The 14,978-nt window shown below is 38.0% G+C and carries 16 protein-coding genes; 8 read left to right on the top strand and 8 right to left on the bottom strand.

All coding sequences use genetic code 11. The annotated features are described in order from the left end of the window. The first annotated feature begins 90 nt into the window (after positions 1–90). The 3 genes from ACRAD_RS15365 (at position 91) to ACRAD_RS15375 (ending at position 5,400) form a co-directional block, all read left to right on the top strand. The gene (locus ACRAD_RS15365; RefSeq protein WP_010699981.1) at positions 91–3,375 is read left to right on the top strand and encodes a type I restriction endonuclease subunit R; all 3,285 of its coding nucleotides are present in this window, start codon (positions 91–93) and stop codon (positions 3,373–3,375) included. 12 nt (positions 3,376–3,387) lie between these two features. Then, a complete protein-coding gene (locus tag ACRAD_RS15370; protein ID WP_010699982.1) occupies positions 3,388–4,737 on the top strand; it encodes an ISL3 family transposase in 1,350 nt (449 codons plus the stop codon). Between the two features lie 195 nt (positions 4,738–4,932). Continuing rightward, positions 4,933–5,400, top strand: coding sequence for a hypothetical protein (locus tag ACRAD_RS15375; RefSeq protein WP_010699983.1), 468 nt, complete (start codon positions 4,933–4,935; stop codon positions 5,398–5,400). Positions 5,401–5,559: 159 nt separating this feature from the next. Here ACRAD_RS15375 and ACRAD_RS15380 read toward each other — a convergent pair whose 3' ends face one another. Together ACRAD_RS15380 and ACRAD_RS15385 are read right to left on the bottom strand one after the other, a co-directional pair. Continuing rightward, positions 5,560–6,063 (bottom strand): hypothetical protein, encoded by a 504-nt coding sequence (locus ACRAD_RS15380; RefSeq protein WP_010699984.1) that lies wholly within the window; start codon positions 6,061–6,063, stop codon positions 5,560–5,562. 8 nt (positions 6,064–6,071) lie between these two features. Next, on the bottom strand, positions 6,072–6,287 hold the full coding sequence (locus tag ACRAD_RS15385; RefSeq protein WP_010699985.1) for a hypothetical protein: 216 nt from the start codon (positions 6,285–6,287) through the stop codon (positions 6,072–6,074). Between the two features lie 261 nt (positions 6,288–6,548). On the opposite strand from ACRAD_RS15385, the gene ACRAD_RS15390 reads away from it, so the two are divergent. The 4 genes from ACRAD_RS15390 (at position 6,549) to ACRAD_RS15405 (ending at position 8,752) form a co-directional block, all read left to right on the top strand. Continuing rightward, positions 6,549–7,538: a hypothetical protein gene (locus ACRAD_RS15390; protein ID WP_010699986.1), complete on the top strand. Its 990-nt coding sequence runs from the start codon at positions 6,549–6,551 to the stop codon at positions 7,536–7,538. 281 nt (positions 7,539–7,819) lie between these two features. Further along, positions 7,820–8,170: a hypothetical protein gene (locus ACRAD_RS15395; protein WP_142093840.1), complete on the top strand. Its 351-nt coding sequence runs from the start codon at positions 7,820–7,822 to the stop codon at positions 8,168–8,170. Beyond that, on the top strand, positions 8,161–8,370 hold the full coding sequence (locus tag ACRAD_RS15400; protein ID WP_016801649.1) for a hypothetical protein: 210 nt from the start codon (positions 8,161–8,163) through the stop codon (positions 8,368–8,370). The genes ACRAD_RS15395 and ACRAD_RS15400 overlap by 10 nt, the downstream gene beginning before the upstream one ends. A gap of 64 nt (positions 8,371–8,434) precedes the next feature. Then, positions 8,435–8,752, top strand: a complete 318-nt coding sequence (locus tag ACRAD_RS15405; protein ID WP_010699989.1) for a hypothetical protein — start codon at positions 8,435–8,437, stop codon at positions 8,750–8,752. A gap of 62 nt (positions 8,753–8,814) precedes the next feature. Here ACRAD_RS15405 and ACRAD_RS15410 read toward each other — a convergent pair whose 3' ends face one another. Continuing rightward, complete coding sequence (locus tag ACRAD_RS15410; protein ID WP_010699990.1) at positions 8,815–9,537, bottom strand: hypothetical protein; 723 nt, start codon at positions 9,535–9,537, stop codon at positions 8,815–8,817. Positions 9,538–9,994: 457 nt separating this feature from the next. On the opposite strand from ACRAD_RS15410, the gene ACRAD_RS15415 reads away from it, so the two are divergent. Further along, the gene (locus tag ACRAD_RS15415; RefSeq protein ID WP_010699991.1) at positions 9,995–11,176 is read left to right on the top strand and encodes a tyrosine-type recombinase/integrase; all 1,182 of its coding nucleotides are present in this window, start codon (positions 9,995–9,997) and stop codon (positions 11,174–11,176) included. Between the two features lie 99 nt (positions 11,177–11,275). On the opposite strand, the gene ACRAD_RS15420 is transcribed toward ACRAD_RS15415, so the two are convergent. From ACRAD_RS15420 to ACRAD_RS15440, 5 genes are all read right to left on the bottom strand, one after another. After that, complete coding sequence (locus ACRAD_RS15420; protein ID WP_010699992.1) at positions 11,276–11,542, bottom strand: hypothetical protein; 267 nt, start codon at positions 11,540–11,542, stop codon at positions 11,276–11,278. A 40-nt stretch (positions 11,543–11,582) separates the two neighbouring features. Next, positions 11,583–12,257, bottom strand: a complete 675-nt coding sequence (locus tag ACRAD_RS15425; protein ID WP_010699993.1) for a hypothetical protein — start codon at positions 12,255–12,257, stop codon at positions 11,583–11,585. A gap of 236 nt (positions 12,258–12,493) precedes the next feature. Continuing rightward, positions 12,494–12,973: a hypothetical protein gene (locus ACRAD_RS15430; protein ID WP_010699994.1), complete on the bottom strand. Its 480-nt coding sequence runs from the start codon at positions 12,971–12,973 to the stop codon at positions 12,494–12,496. Positions 12,974–13,007: 34 nt separating this feature from the next. After that, positions 13,008–13,670 (bottom strand): hypothetical protein, encoded by a 663-nt coding sequence (locus ACRAD_RS15435; protein ID WP_010699995.1) that lies wholly within the window; start codon positions 13,668–13,670, stop codon positions 13,008–13,010. Between the two features lie 11 nt (positions 13,671–13,681). After that, positions 13,682–14,977, bottom strand: coding sequence for a ParB/RepB/Spo0J family partition protein (locus tag ACRAD_RS15440; RefSeq protein ID WP_010699996.1), 1,296 nt, complete (start codon positions 14,975–14,977; stop codon positions 13,682–13,684). Between the last annotated feature and the right edge of the window lies 1 nt (position 14,978).

Below are 14,978 nucleotides of genomic sequence, written 5' to 3' on the forward strand. Positions count from 1 at the left end.
CTAAAGCCAATATGGGAATGCCTGAGTTATGGCATCAAGCCCCATTTTGGCAACACGCATTACAACAGAATTAAAAATTAGGGAAAAAGCATGAATATTTTGACAGACAAAGCCCATTATGAAAGTCACTTAGAAGCTTATATTGTGCAAAAACTGCAAGCGCAAGGTTGGGTGGTTGGGCAAAGTAAAAACTACCATACCGAATATGCACTGTATCCCGAAGATTTAATCACATGGATTCAAGCTACACAGCCTGAAAAGTGGGAAAAACTGCAAGCACTAAATGGTAGTAATACCGAAAAACGCATCATCGACCGCTTGGATGATGAACTGAATAAGAAAGGCACAATCCATATCTTTCGTAATGGCTTTAGCATGGCGGGCGCAGGCACAATCGACCTCAGTGAAAGCGCACCCGAAGATGGACGCAATCAAGCCGTCATTGACCGCTATAATGCCAATATTCTACGTGTTGTCCCACAACTCAAATATCATCCATCCAAAGATGCAGGGATTTTGGACCTTGTGTTCTTTATTAATGGCTTGCCAATGGCAACGGTGGAAATTAAGACTGAGTTTAACCAGTCTTTAGAAGATGCCATTGAACAGTATAAAAATGACCGCAAGCCAATAGACCCAAAAACAAGACGTAAAGAGCCACTACTCACCCCGAAGCGTGGTGCAATTGTACATTTTGCCTTGTCTGAATCTGAAATTGCCATGACCACCGCTTTAGATGGTGAAAGCACCTATTTCTTGCCGTTTAACAAAGGTAATCAGGGACATGCAGGCAATCCCCCTGCGGATGCAGCCAAAGGTGAGGATTATCCAGTGGCGTATTTTTGGGATTATGTCTGCCAACGTGATAATTGGCTGAAAATTTTCCATAATTTTGTCTATGTAGAAAAGAAAAACAAAGTCGATCTATATGGTAATTGGACGGTACAGGAACGCTTGATCTTCCCGCGTTATCATCAGTTTGATGCGGTGAATAAAATCATTGCCGATGTGCAAGAAAAAGGCGTAGGACTGAATTATCTATGTGAACATAGCGCAGGGTCAGGTAAAACCTCTACGATTTCTTGGGTGTGTCATTCACTGGTGCGTTTGCGTCACAATGACGGTACACCGTTTTATAACTCCGTCATTGTGGTGACAGACAGAACGGTACTGGATGACCAGTTACAGGAAGCGATTCAACAATTAGATCATCAGAAAGGCTTAATTGCTGCAATTAACCGTGATGACAAAGAACATGCAGGCAAATCGAAAAGCAAACAGCTTGAAGATGCACTGTTGTCCAATAAACAGATCATTATTGTGACCATTCAGACTTTCCCGCATGTGATGGAAGCGATTCTGACCAATACCAGTTTAAGCGACCGTAACTACGGTATTGTGATTGATGAAGCACATACCTCGCAAACAGGCTCAACAGCATCTAAACTACAAGCGACATTGGCATTGCAGTCGGGTGAAGCGATGGCGAATCTGACGATTGAGGAATTGCTTGAGCAGATTCAAAAAGCCCGTGTACAGTCTAAAAACATCAGTCACTTTGCCTTTACTGCAACCCCAAAACACTCGACTAAAATGCTGTTTGGGCGCACTAAAAATGGTGAGCCTGCAAGCGATGAAAATTTGCCTGAATCCTTTCATTTGTACCCACAACGCCAAGCGATTGATGAAGGCTTTATTTTAGATGTGCTACAAGGTTATGTACCTTATAAAACTGCGTTTAAACTCGGCGGTGATGCAGTCGATGATGATAAACGAGTTAATTCTAAAGCGGCTAAGAAAGCCTTAGCCCGTTGGATGGCGTTACACGCGACCAACGTCACGCAAAAGGTGCAGTTTATTATTCAACACTTTCACCACAATGTTGCCAATTTACTTAATGGTCAAGCCAAAGCCATGATCGTGACCAGTTCACGCCCTGCGGCAGCACGATATAAAATTGCCTTGGAAAAATATATTGAAGATAACCCTGAATACAGTGCTTACCGTGTCTTGGTGGCATTTTCGGGTAAGCTCACTGGCAAACAGATTAGCCATGAAGCAGATGGTGATAACGAAAACGGGGCGCTATTTCAAGTTGGTGAAGATGCTGAATTTACCGAAGCCAATATGAATGCCGATGCACCTAATTCTGATTTACGCATCGCATTTGACCGCCCTGAATATCGTTTAATGGTAGTGGCGAATAAATTCCAAACAGGTTTTGACCAACCCAAACTCTGCGCCATGTACATTGATAAAGTCATTGCCAATGAAGTTGAAGTCGTACAAACCTTGTCACGTTTAAACCGTACCACCACAGGCAAAGATCAAACTTTTGTAATTGACTTTGTAAATGACCCTGAATGGATTTTAAAGTGCTTCAAAAAGTACGATAACGGGGCAACAATGGTGGATGTACAAGACCCGAATGTGGTTTATACCATCAAAGACAATATTGAAGAACTTGATCTGATTACCGAGGATGATTTGGAGGAGTTTAAAGCAGCTCGTTTTAAAACTATCCGCGATATTAGTAATCATAATTTCAAAGAAACCACGCATCCCGACCTGTTTAAAGCAACTGATCGTGTCGCCCGCCTGTTTAACCAAAAACTGAAAATGCTCAAACAGGCGATTGAGCTACAGGAAACCACATTTGATCAAGCAAAAGCAGACGGCAATGATGAAGGCGCAGAAAAAGCCGAATTTGAGCGCAAGCAGTTAGACGTAGAATTACAAACTTTAATGCGCTTTAAAGGCAATTTGGATAAGTTTAGCCGTATTTATTCCTATGTAGCACAGCTTATTGACTTTGGCGATCCTGAACTTGAAAACTTCTCGGCATTTACCAAGCTCTTATCCAAACGATTAAATGGTATGTCTGCTAAAGAAATTGATATTTCAGGCTTGGTACTGACTGGCTTTGGCATCTTTAAAAAGAAACTTAAAACCGATGATACAGACCATCCTGAAGCGGATGAACCCCAACCTTTAGTTCCGATCCAAGGTACAGCCAATGGCGATGTACAGCCAACCAAAATGACTTATCTCAAAGAAGTGATCGAGCTGATTGCACAAACCTTTGGGGATATTTCTACCCGTGAAGAACAGGTGGTGTACATCAATCATTTAGTAACCATTCTACGAAATAACGATGTAGTTATGGCTCAGATTGAAAATAATCCTGAATCCACAGCCTTGCAAGGTAATTTGCCATCGGCAACGAAAGGCGCAATTATTCAAGCACTGACCTCACATCAAGACTTATCAGCATTGTTGCTCAAGACCGATGCACAAGCGATGCAGAATGTGATCAAGGTGCTGTATAAATTGCTTAAAGATGGTGAAACCATTGATGTGCATCGTCTAACATAACGGAGTATTGGAATGATTGATATTCTGCAACTGGAAGGTGTACAGCCGATAGATTACCGTAATGAAGATGGCTGTATTATGATTACCGTACAGCCAAGCGGTGAGCATTTGCAAACATGCCCTGAATGCGGTGGACGCTTATATAAGCACGGTCAGCGAATCAATCATTTTGCTGATACCCCTTTGCAGATGCAACCAGTAAAAATTGAGGTGATACGAACACGCTATCGCTGTTCTGAATGCAAAAGCATGATAACCCCTCAACTCAGCTTCTTAGATGAAAAACGTAGAGCGACCCATCGGCTGATTCAGCAAGTACGCAAGCGTTGCTTAGATCGAACCTTTACGCAACTTGCCGAAGATACGGGTGTAGTCGTGAACACCATTAAAAACATTACGCTTGATTTCGTGGAGGAATTAGAACGAGATATTAAGTTTGAAACTCCAACGATTATGGGGATTGATGAACTTAAATTAATGGGAACATATCGCTGTGTCATCACCAACCTTGCGATGAACAGCTTGTATGACATGCTACCTGAAAGGACTCAGGAAACACTCATGCCATACTTCGCCAAACTGCCTGATGCAGACAAAGTAGAATGGATTTGCAGTGATATGTGGCGACCCTTCAAAAAATCATTTCGTCTGCATCTACCCAATGCCAAGTTGGTCATTGATAAATTTCATGTAGTGAGAATGGCAAGTGAAGCTTTAGACACTGAACGTAAAGCTTTACAAAGTAGTTTGGATCGTGATGCCCGACTGAATATGAAAAAACATTTACGGTGGATACTGCTTAGACGACCAAATTCATTGACCGAAGATCAACAAAGAATTTTAGGAAATTTAGAAAAATGGCATCCTGAATTTAAGGAAGCTTATGACCTCAAAGAGCAGTTTTACAATATTTATGAAGCAACAACCAAAGACGATGCCATACAAAGGTTTCATGAATGGGAAAGCAGTATTCCCAAATATTTAAAGTCTTTCCGTGACGTTGCTAAAACTGTGAATAATCACTTTGAGGATATATTCACCTATTGGGATGCGCCAATAAGAATTACCAATGCTTATACTGAGGGGCATAATGGTATTACAAGGGTCGCAAATCGAATGGGACGAGGATATACCTTTGAGGTGCTTCGAGCAAAAATGTTATATAACAAAGTGGCTCGATCTATTACAACTTTAAAGACTCCATCATCTTCATTAAAATCAACCGAAGGTTATGAGGGTTTAACTGCATTTCCAACCAAGCAAGAGAATACTAAGTTGGAATATGGCGCTTATATTCCAACCTTGGTTGAATTGTATGGCGGTGATGAATATTTAGATGAAGAACTAATTTCAACCATATAATGCAAATAGCCATTAAATTGAATCGTTTATTTGCCTCAGATCAAAGATTGCATTAACATTGGCTTTGAAGAATGCACTTTATTAAGCAATTCTCACCAGTTTCTATCCTTACTATAAATTCAATATTTTTGTACGGATGACTGATGATTGCCTTGCTGCCTTCTTCCGTTATCCGTACGCCAACGGAGTCTTATCATGAACTTTTCTACTTTCACTTTAGCTTTAGTTCTTCTCGCTGTTTACTTGAAAGAATCTATTCTTTCTCGTTTAGAGCAAGCACATTTCCCTTTTTCTGGTGTTAAACCTGTAGTTATGGATAGTGTAACTTTTGGTTTGAAATACATGACTTACATCCTTGTAAGCTGTGTACTGATTTCTGCTCTTGTTGCATTAACTCAGAAAATCAAAAAAGAACAAGCTTCTGACAAAGTTATGAGTGTTATTAATACTCATGCTTTACTTAGCATCATCTCTTTAATCATTTGTTTAGTGATCCTTCCATGCGTGAAAGGTATCTCTATTCTGTTAAAAGATGGTTCTAATGATCTTTATACTTTTTGGTTGTTTGTTTTCCTATTTATAGGTTTCTCATTCGCCGTTTCAGTTTTTCTTGGTATTAAAACTGAATGGTCTAAAGTCATTGCTAAAACAACTACTGACTAATCCTCAGTATGTAATCAGTATATAAAAGCCACTTAGAACTTATTCTACTTGGCTTTTTTTTATGTCTGGTCAGTATGCCTTAAGATGATCTATATACTCAGGTACTAAAAAACCCCATGGCTTAGGACCATGAGGCTACTTAATTGGACTGGTATTTGATTAGTCCATGAAGTACTTGCCGATCTTCTCCACTCGTTTAAAAAGTTTGTCTTTTTGAAGCTGCGGTGCTTTGGCTGCTGCGATCTCTGGTGGTTGCTCACTCAGGATTCGGCTCTCAGTAATAAACGGCGTTTTATAGTTAAAGCGACCATTCGTACAGTACATGATTTGTTCTCGACTAACCTTATACGCAATTACTTTCTTGGTGTCCGGATCAATGAAAGGAACAATGTCGAGCTTATAATCCTGATCCTTAACATCCAGTGATGTGATCTCACCATTTGCATTTCGGTTGACCTTCACATTATCAAAATAGCAGTCATTCCTTTCACCAAAGATATTAGTGTTATTGATCACATCAAGATCAGTCATTTTGGAATTGCGTAGTTGGCCCATAATCAGTAGAACCAGTAAGACTAAAACTATGATCCCCAAAATGCCAAACATCTTTAAATAACCACGTAATAGGGGATTGTTAGGTGTTGAATTACGTTGAGGGTTCATTCGGGTCCTTATGATTTTCTTGGTGCAATTTGTCTGAGATGATTCTCTAAATCATCCTTAAGCTGTTTATCCTCTGGTGTATCTGGAATGAAGTAATCATTAGGATTCAAACCATTGGCTAATAGTTCATTAAACCATATAGGGCGTGGTCCCACTCCGTTCCATTTGTTCGATTCCCGCTTTGGATTGAAATACCAACCATTTTGTTTAATTTGATAGGCCATAACTTTATCCTGCTCAAGATATGTAGGGGCGGCAGCCCAATCAATATGTACTTGCCGATCGGCAACAATGAGCGCCGTGGCTATACTAAAATCATAACATTTGCCTAATATTAAAACTTCAATTAATATTGATCTTGAAGATTACTTATCTATAAGTGCTTTCATCTAATGCTATTCATCAAAATTAATAATTTTGTTCGGATAGCAGATGACCGCTCTCAAGCGATCTTCCGTTATCCGTACGCCAACGGAGTTCCCCCCATGACAAATTTAGCTATTTCTACAAAGCTAGAATCTACTTTAGTTGTTTCTCGTGTTAAAGCGTTTACACAACATAAAGGCTTCTCTAAAGCACAACCTGTCGGTTGGGTAAAAGATAATGCTTTTGATGTAACTGCAATTCTTTGCAGCGTTAAAAATAATTATCCTTTTGGTTACTGTCCATCTAATGAACTTTATGTAAATAATGTTCAATGGGACTGGTCTAAATTTCCAAAAGATTTACCTCTTACTAAACTCGCATTTAGTCTTGTTCTTGGCGTTGAATGTTTCTCTACTTGTGTACTTCAAAATGTTGGCCGCAAGAAGATTAAACTTAATGACAAATGGACTCATAGACAATGCACTACAGGCGTTTGGTACGAAGAACTTACTTCTACTGTCGATTTATCAAAATTGTCAGATGAAGATATTGTTCAAAGTATTGAAATTGCACAACAGATCATTGATACGATCTGTACTGTAGAGTTTACCGATACTGCTGTTGCTATTGAGGAAGATAAAAGCTTTAGAGGTTACAAATACGAAGCACGTAGAATTCTTTCATCATTGTATATGCTTGACATTACTACTGAAATGCCAATGTCTATGAATGATCGTATGGAATTTATCAAGTTGCCTAAGCCTTTCGCTTATTCATCTGAATATTACTGCCAAGTTGAGTATTCTCGTTATTTTTCAAAATTATTGAATCGTTTACCTGTTAAAGCAGTTGCCGATTTAATGCTTGATTTGATCCCGTATCAACGTGATACAGGATTAATGGTAGCGGTACTTACTGATTTAGGTAATTCAAAGCTTTCTCAAGAGCTTTTTGCCTATCTTCAACCAGTCATAATTAGTCATTTAGATGAATATGATTTGTTAGTACTTAATTCTGGAAAAGATTCATTTTTCCCCGAAAATGAACTGGCATTACAACGTTTGATGCCAAAACCTGTTCTTACTAATTATCTGAACAGTATCGCTTAATAATAAAAGCCTTTTAGAACTTATTCTAATTGGCTTTTTTTTTAGCTTGTATATTTAAAAAAATAACATTAATGAAACATTATGATTATATTGGATAATAATATTACATTATAATTAATATTAACTATACTGTTTGTAAGAGATGTATGTGCTTCCTCAAAAGAAATAGTGACATCCTTAACCTCACAGAAAACTTGCATAAATATGGGGCTGACCTCGGCAAAATCATCTATATACCAACTCTGAACCCTAATAGTCCCAATATTGAACTATTCAATTTCATGGATAATTTGGAACCAAAGAATGTTGAAAGCCTAGATCGACAGTTAGAAGGCTTTAAAAAGCATTATGAGAACTATATGGAATGCGCCGTAGCAGATAGAGAGGATTTTGCTTTTGAATTTATTCTTGATCTACATTGTACATCTGAGGCTGCATTTCTTGTAGAAGTGCGAATCGCACAAGATGTAGGACAAGTAAGTTTTAATATTCGGAATGACATTGTTTCATATGAGGGAACATGGGATTCCTGTAGAAGTACTTGGGTGTTTGCTGAAAATATGGAAAGTGCATTGCAACAGGGAATCATTTTGGGGAAGGAAAACTTAATGAAAATTAAAGAATGCTGTTAAGTCGGCGGGTAAATATGGAGAGCATTATGCAGAACAATACGCAATTAGAGCCAAATGAAGTAATCTGGTGGGAAGGTTATAGCGCCTACAACGGCGAAGAAGAAGGTGATAATCCTTATCCAGAAGGATCATTGGAATTTGAAATTTGGGATGATGGCTTTGAAGATGCGAAAGAAGATGAAGCACAGAAACTAAGATGAATCAATAGATTAGCTAATTTCATCAAACCTCAAACTCTATTAAACATCGATTAATGGGATACCCATGAATAAATATGCTTTCGCCGTTATGCTTGTTTTAGGTACATTGAATACTACTGCTTGGGCCGACAATAATCATGCTTCTGACATCAAAAAAATGATGAATGAGCCTATCAAAAAATCAGATTCCGAAAACAGTAAATTAAGAGAAACTAAACAACACTTTTCAGAGGCGAGATCAGCATCTAAGGCAAAAGAGAACCAACCTGATGCCTTTTCAACATCAAAACCTGATGCCTGTGTTCGGCCAAAAGCTGATGTGTTTTCACAATCTAAAGCTGATGTACTTTCAAAACTTAAACCAGATACTTTTAATAAATGATCCGGAACGGAATATTAAAGGCTAAAGAACAGGTATCTTTAACCTTTTTTCTTTATTTTTGATCAGTAGTATCTTGGTGGTTCCAGTAAAAATCTAAAGCCTACATTATCATTCGGCCAGACCTTAAGCATCTTTTCAGCCAGAGCTTGTGCTTCATCATTTTTATTCACCGCATATAGAGCCAATACCATATTGTGAGCCAAGCGGAAAAATGGTCTATTCGCCAGAGAATAATAGTTAAGATAATAGTCCTTCGGTATGGTATCAATCAGTACGAAAGCTGCTTCCAATACTGGCATACCAACGGCGACCGCAGTTCGCGCATCTTTATTTTTTTCTCGGGCAATTAATGCACCTACCCAATGAGCATACCCATCTAAAAATTCTGGGTTGATTTTAGTTAGGGCCTTACACGATTGTAAGAGTATTTCAAGTTCAGCATCATCTAAAGTGGTTAGATCACCTGTAGTTAAACCCAATACAAGGCCCAATGTTTCATCCAATTCTTCGGTTACATTAGACAAGGATTCTTCATCGTCTACAGTAAATTCGGCTATTAATTCAGGTTTATAAAGACTGATCTTAAGTGAACCCAATAATGGTGTTGCTTGATCTTGGAAAGTGTTGGCAGCACATGTAGTCGCATGATGGAAATTTTCATAGCCGGATTCTTTGGCCGCGATCTCAAGAGCAAGTGCGTGCTTGATCCCTTGTTCGGTTTTTATTTGCTTTGCCTGTGATTTGATTTTGTTTAGAGCAGTCGTGGTTGTATCAATGTGCTTCATGGAATATTCCTTTTTCAATGCAGCTTTTGACGCAGACTATCAGAAGCCACCATTAAAAAAGGCTACTACCAGAAATTTGATATTTCTCTTTTACCCGAAGGTAATTCGCCATGTCTGCGGCAGGGATTGAGCATCCCTGAAAGAACAGTATTAGAAATGCCGAAGAAACTCAATAAAAATTTGGTGCCTCGGTCCAAAACTTGAAAATTAATTTTTGGTAAAAACGTCCATTTTCCCTAACATTCTCATTTGTTTACTTTTTTGTTTACTTTTAAAAATACTTTAAAGATATACATTGTTAAAACAATAACTTATAATCTTGGTGTTATGCGTATTGTACGCATAATACGGATGTCTATTTTAGTGAATATTGGAAAACTAGCAGGGTAATTAGCTTGCTCATTCACGTAGAAGCAATTTTGCAAAAGTGGCTTATTTTGGAAGGAAAAAAGGGTATATGCTGACAGAATCACAGCTCAAAAAACTTAAACCTAAAGATAAGCTGTATCAGGTTGCTTGTGGTGATGGCCTGAGTCTGGCAGTTGAACCAAGTGGAAAAAAATACTGGAAGCTGATCTACACTGATCCGAATGGAAAAAGAAAAACAAAACGTCTGGGGTCGTATCCGGACACAAATTTGCGAGAAGCCAGAAATCTCCAAAATGAATTTCAAGAAGAATTAGAAAATGAAGTCGCGCTGAATCAATTACTGACTTTTTCAAAAGTGGCCCATGAATGGTTAGATTTCAAAATCCAAAATTCTCTCGGGGACCGGCCGGCAAGTGGTGTACTTGAACTGGCAGAGAAATGTATCAAAAATGATTTAGAACCTATTATTGGTCATAAACTATTTACCGATATTAAAAGACTTGACCTAGTAAAAGTTATTAGGAAAATAGAAAGTCGGGGTGTAAAAGAGCCTTGTAAAAAGGCTTGCAGTTATTTAAATCAAATCTATGAATATGCAATTTCTATGGGTTATGCTGAATTAAATATCGCATCCAATTTAAATAAGATTTTGATTAAAACTAAAATTAAGCAGAATTATGCTTATTTAGACGGCGTAGAAATTAAAGATTTTTTCTCTAAAATTAATAGCTCTAATTCGCATCCAATAATCAAAAAGGCACTACAAATAAAAACCCTTACTGGTGTTCGTGGTGCTGAATTAATTAATGCAAAAGTCAACGATTTTAATCTTGAAAAACGCTTATGGTATATTCCTGCTATTCAGGTTAAACAGTTTCGTAGAAAGGTTATTGAAGGCCATAAAATACCTGATTATGTGATCCCATTGTCTAAGCAAGCTGTTGAAATCATTGAATCTGCTATAGAGTGGTCACATGGTAGTGAATATGTGTTTTCTAGTCCTATTCTTAAAAATAAGCCTATTCATTTTAATGCTTTAAATCGAGCTATTCGATTAATGGGCTATACCAAAAATGATTTAACCTCTCATGGTTTACGATCCACAATGAGTACAGTTTTGAATGAATCAGATTTATTTAAAAGTGAATGGATTGAAGCTCAATTATCCCATACTGATAAAAACTTGGTCCGTGGTACATATAATCATGCTGATTATATAAATCAAAGGGAAGGTATGATGCAATGGTGGGCTGACTATTTAATTAAGTAATCCCAAACTAATTAATCCTCCGTTAATAAATTGAATAACCAGACATCAAAAAGCCTCCAGAGTGGAGGCTTTTTGCTTTTAAACTTAACTGTTGAGTGTTTAATTTAATGTTAAATTTTGAGCATTACACTGAACAATAATGTCTGCAAGACGTTCATCTGAATACTGTTCTAAACGCTCTGAACAGCTATCCACAAAACGTTCAATTGAACAAGCTTCACGGTGATCAAACGAATTTTTTACATTGCCACCGCGACTGGCATACACCACTTTGTTATCTTCATTAAAGCCTAGTACTACACGTTCTTGATTATTTGGTGTTTTGAATAACCAACCACGCTGTACATCATTCGCAGTAATTGCCATTTAATTTTTTCCTTGTTGGGTTGTGGGGGTATAAGTTTTATTAGAATCTGATTCCTACAGTATTGCCGCCCTGATCGGTTGAAGCAGCTCCTTGTGTATCATGCCATACGCCATTTATAACGACTACTTCTGGCATCCAGAATGAATGCTTTCCGACTTCTTTTAAGACATCCTCTACAGTCTTTAATTCGCCTATATCAAAAAATTTACAGAAGTTTAGCTCAGCCAAATAATCTAGGAATGATCGCAAATACTCTTTTGGGCTTTCTTCATCTTCACGCTCATATCGCTTCATATACAGATTTAAGAGCTTTTCAGTTTGCTTTACATTTGGTGGAGGGCAACGGACCACGACATTATTAATATTTAAGAGTTCAGATTCCATATCATCCATGGCAAACAGACATCCAGTAGCGAAATGGTCTGGTGCAGTTTCAAATGTCGCCTTAAGTGCAGTACGTTCTTTGAATATCGCATTGACCTGATTTCTAAATTCATCCGTTACTCTATATATTTCTGCTGCCTTATGTTGCTTGTTTTTATCTTCTAAGGTTTTGGCTGCACAAGTGACCGCATGATGATAATGCTCATAACCGGCTTCTTTGGCCGCTATATCGAGTGCTTTAGTGTGTTGGATGTCTTGAGTTACTTTGATTTTTTTTGCGGTAGATTTGATTTTACTAATAGCTGTAGCAGTAGTTTTGATGTGCTTCACGGAATGATCCTTTTTTAAAGCAACTTTTGATGCAGACTCTCAGAAGCCACTATAAAAAAAGGGATACTGGTTCTTAATAATTTTACTGCTCACTTACTCGAAAGTAATTTGCCATGTCTGCGGCCGGTATTGAGCTACCTCCAATGAATTTATGGGAAAGTAGCTTGAAAAGCAATAGATTTTTTTGAGCCAGAACGTCCAGTATTACTACTATTTATAGTTTTATCACCAATTGATTATGAGTCTGAATTGAGCCGTTTTATTTTCACAGCATTGTATTGCCAAGCTGCTTCACATAGATCATCGGTCTTAAGCTTCAATGCAGTTTCACCGCCTGAAAATGAGCCTACTTTTTTAACCTGTTCATCCACTTCACTTCTGAATGCTTCTCTAATCTCTTGTACTTGCATACCTCGAACGCCGTTGAAATCTTTACTCATACAGGGGAATAGTACGGCGTTTATCGTTCCATTGGAATCAACTTTATTATGTTCCATTAGGTCGAGCATCTGTATGATCTGGCGCTCAACAGGCGGTGGAATAGGTGAAAATAATATCGCGCCATAGGTTAGTATGCTGAAAGTAAATACAGTCGGGAATAAGGATTTAACTTTTGTAAATCTTCCTATTAATACCGCTATTACAAATCCTACGGCGATCGAAACTAGAATCGTTGCAAAAGTATGTGAATAAATAAAAAGTGAGAGGGTTTCCATTCATATTCCAAGTTGATCAACAGTAAAGAAAAGCTTAATCAGACGTTTTTTCACGAATATGAATGTGATCCAATTTCATAGGTAACGTAATCTTGTATTCATCAACATGAAGTTCGCCATTATTTCCTAAATACAAAAACAACCAATAAGGAAATTGTTCAGGAGGAATAGGAGTTTTGATTTGATCAACAAAACCCTTTTCACCCGCCCATACTTTATCCATATTTGCGACATGATCATTAATAAAAATATCATCTTGCTTATAGTTCAAACCATAATCATTAAGGCAGATTATCCCAAAGACAACATCACTTATCGCCAAACGCAGTTTGTTATAGCTCTCTCTGGCGCTATCGATATTTTCTTCATGGAAACCTGAAAATACGATATTTGATGTTACATTAGATAAGCATAAACATGCTTTAATCGTGTAAGCCATCCAGAACGATAGGCCATTTTGACTATGTTCTTGTGCAAGAGTAATTTGATCATGGGTGCGAAAATGCTTATAGGAAAAATAGAAATCCTTGTTAAGCTTCCGGATCGTAGCTTCTAGCTTATTGATAAAATGATGGCTCATTTCCTGATCAAACTGAAATTCTTTGCTCTCAATCGGGTAATCATCAGAAATTAAGGAATTAGCTAAAAGTCCACTTACTTCACCCAGAACATGAATGTTGTGCAACAACTTATCCATTTATTAATTTCCTATACTTTCGCTTCACTGAAAGGCAGGGTTTGGATCATTTCATAAATATCCGGTGTTTCTTCTTTGGATACATATTTCTTAAGATCGGGACCAAGCTCAATTAGGATTTCTTCAACTTCCTTACCTGATAAAATTTGCTGCAATACATTTGCTGCAAGTTTCAGAGAAGCCTCTTTATCATCCCCTTTTGATGCAGGGGAGGTAGTAGTAGGGGTAAGGGGAGTAGGGGAGTCTACAGACGGCGTACTACTCTGTTGTTGTGCAGCCGGATCGTGTTGAGATTCTTCCTCTGCTTCTGAATCATCTTCGTATTCATTGTCGTATGACGTTTGAATAGGCTTAGTTGCTGTTGTTTGCGCCGTAGGAGCTGTTTGCTGTGGTTCAGCTTCCTCTTTAAAGGCATTCGGTACAATGTCATCAGCAAGCGGTTTAGACGTATCTTGATCATGTGTCGCCGTTTCTTCTGTTTCTGGCTGAGTTTCCTGTATCGGATCAGGTTCAGCTTGCGACTCTGCCTCTGACTCAGGTGGTGCAGTTAAATCCTTAATGATCTGATTCAATGTTTTTTCATAAATCAGTTCTGGATCAAATTCACCTTGTTCATCTAGTGCATAAGGACGGATCACAGAAAGCCAATCGGCATGACCAAGTTCAATAAGCTTTGCGATACCAAGAATTACACGCTCAGATTTGATCTGTAATTCAATCACACTAAACTTATCATCTTCTGTAAGGAACTTATTAATACGATTCAAACGACTTGCTAAAGGAGCAGTAATCCCCATTTTTTCGGCGGCTTGAGTCTGTGAAACACCTAGTTCTAAATATTTGGCAAGTGTATTTGCCTTTTCGACAAGGTGCATATCAGAACGTACGTTATTTTCTGAGTACTGATACGTGATCACATCTTCTTTCGTCTTGATAATACTTGGTGGAATATAGCTGAAATCATGTTCAGCAATACCTAGCAACTCAAGAGCGCGAAAGCGGTGTTCTCCTGCTAGTAGAACGTAGTCATAACCCTCTGGTACAGTATTTTCATCAATAGCAGGAGTAACTTTGCGGATTTCCACTAAGTTATGCAAACCTTCAATTTGGTAAGACTTAACAATACCATCGACAGTACTTTGATGTATCTTCAAACGAATCTGTTTTGATACATAAATCTTGCTTAAACTGACTTTAATGATCTGTTTTGTATTAAGCATTGAATCAGTCAGGTTGTCAGTAATACGGGAGCCTTTTGCAGCTACCGTATCACCTAACACCGCATTCAGATCGACCTTTTTTTTCATT

Source organism: Acinetobacter radioresistens DSM 6976 = NBRC 102413 = CIP 103788, assembly GCF_006757745.1.
Taxonomy (GTDB): Bacteria; Pseudomonadota; Gammaproteobacteria; order Pseudomonadales; family Moraxellaceae; genus Acinetobacter; species Acinetobacter radioresistens.

Coding starts and splice junctions, on each gene's coding strand:
- ACRAD_RS15375 (WP_010699983.1), top strand. CDS start 4,933: ATGAACTTTTCTACTTTCACTTTAGCTTTAGTTCTTCTCGCTGTTTAC.
- ACRAD_RS15440 (WP_010699996.1), bottom strand. CDS start 14,977: ATGAAAAAAAAGGTCGATCTGAATGCGGTGTTAGGTGATACGGTAGCT.
- ACRAD_RS15410 (WP_010699990.1), bottom strand. CDS start 9,537: ATGAAGCACATTGATACAACCACGACTGCTCTAAACAAAATCAAATCA.
- ACRAD_RS15430 (WP_010699994.1), bottom strand. CDS start 12,973: ATGGAAACCCTCTCACTTTTTATTTATTCACATACTTTTGCAACGATT.
- ACRAD_RS15380 (WP_010699984.1), bottom strand. CDS start 6,063: ATGAACCCTCAACGTAATTCAACACCTAACAATCCCCTATTACGTGGT.
- ACRAD_RS15365 (WP_010699981.1), top strand. CDS start 91: ATGAATATTTTGACAGACAAAGCCCATTATGAAAGTCACTTAGAAGCT.
- ACRAD_RS15405 (WP_010699989.1), top strand. CDS start 8,435: ATGAATAAATATGCTTTCGCCGTTATGCTTGTTTTAGGTACATTGAAT.
- ACRAD_RS15415 (WP_010699991.1), top strand. CDS start 9,995: ATGCTGACAGAATCACAGCTCAAAAAACTTAAACCTAAAGATAAGCTG.
- ACRAD_RS15400 (WP_016801649.1), top strand. CDS start 8,161: ATGCTGTTAAGTCGGCGGGTAAATATGGAGAGCATTATGCAGAACAAT.
- ACRAD_RS15390 (WP_010699986.1), top strand. CDS start 6,549: ATGACAAATTTAGCTATTTCTACAAAGCTAGAATCTACTTTAGTTGTT.
- ACRAD_RS15435 (WP_010699995.1), bottom strand. CDS start 13,670: ATGGATAAGTTGTTGCACAACATTCATGTTCTGGGTGAAGTAAGTGGA.
- ACRAD_RS15420 (WP_010699992.1), bottom strand. CDS start 11,542: ATGGCAATTACTGCGAATGATGTACAGCGTGGTTGGTTATTCAAAACA.
- ACRAD_RS15385 (WP_010699985.1), bottom strand. CDS start 6,287: ATGGCCTATCAAATTAAACAAAATGGTTGGTATTTCAATCCAAAGCGG.
- ACRAD_RS15395 (WP_142093840.1), top strand. CDS start 7,820: ATGGATAATTTGGAACCAAAGAATGTTGAAAGCCTAGATCGACAGTTA.
- ACRAD_RS15370 (WP_010699982.1), top strand. CDS start 3,388: ATGATTGATATTCTGCAACTGGAAGGTGTACAGCCGATAGATTACCGT.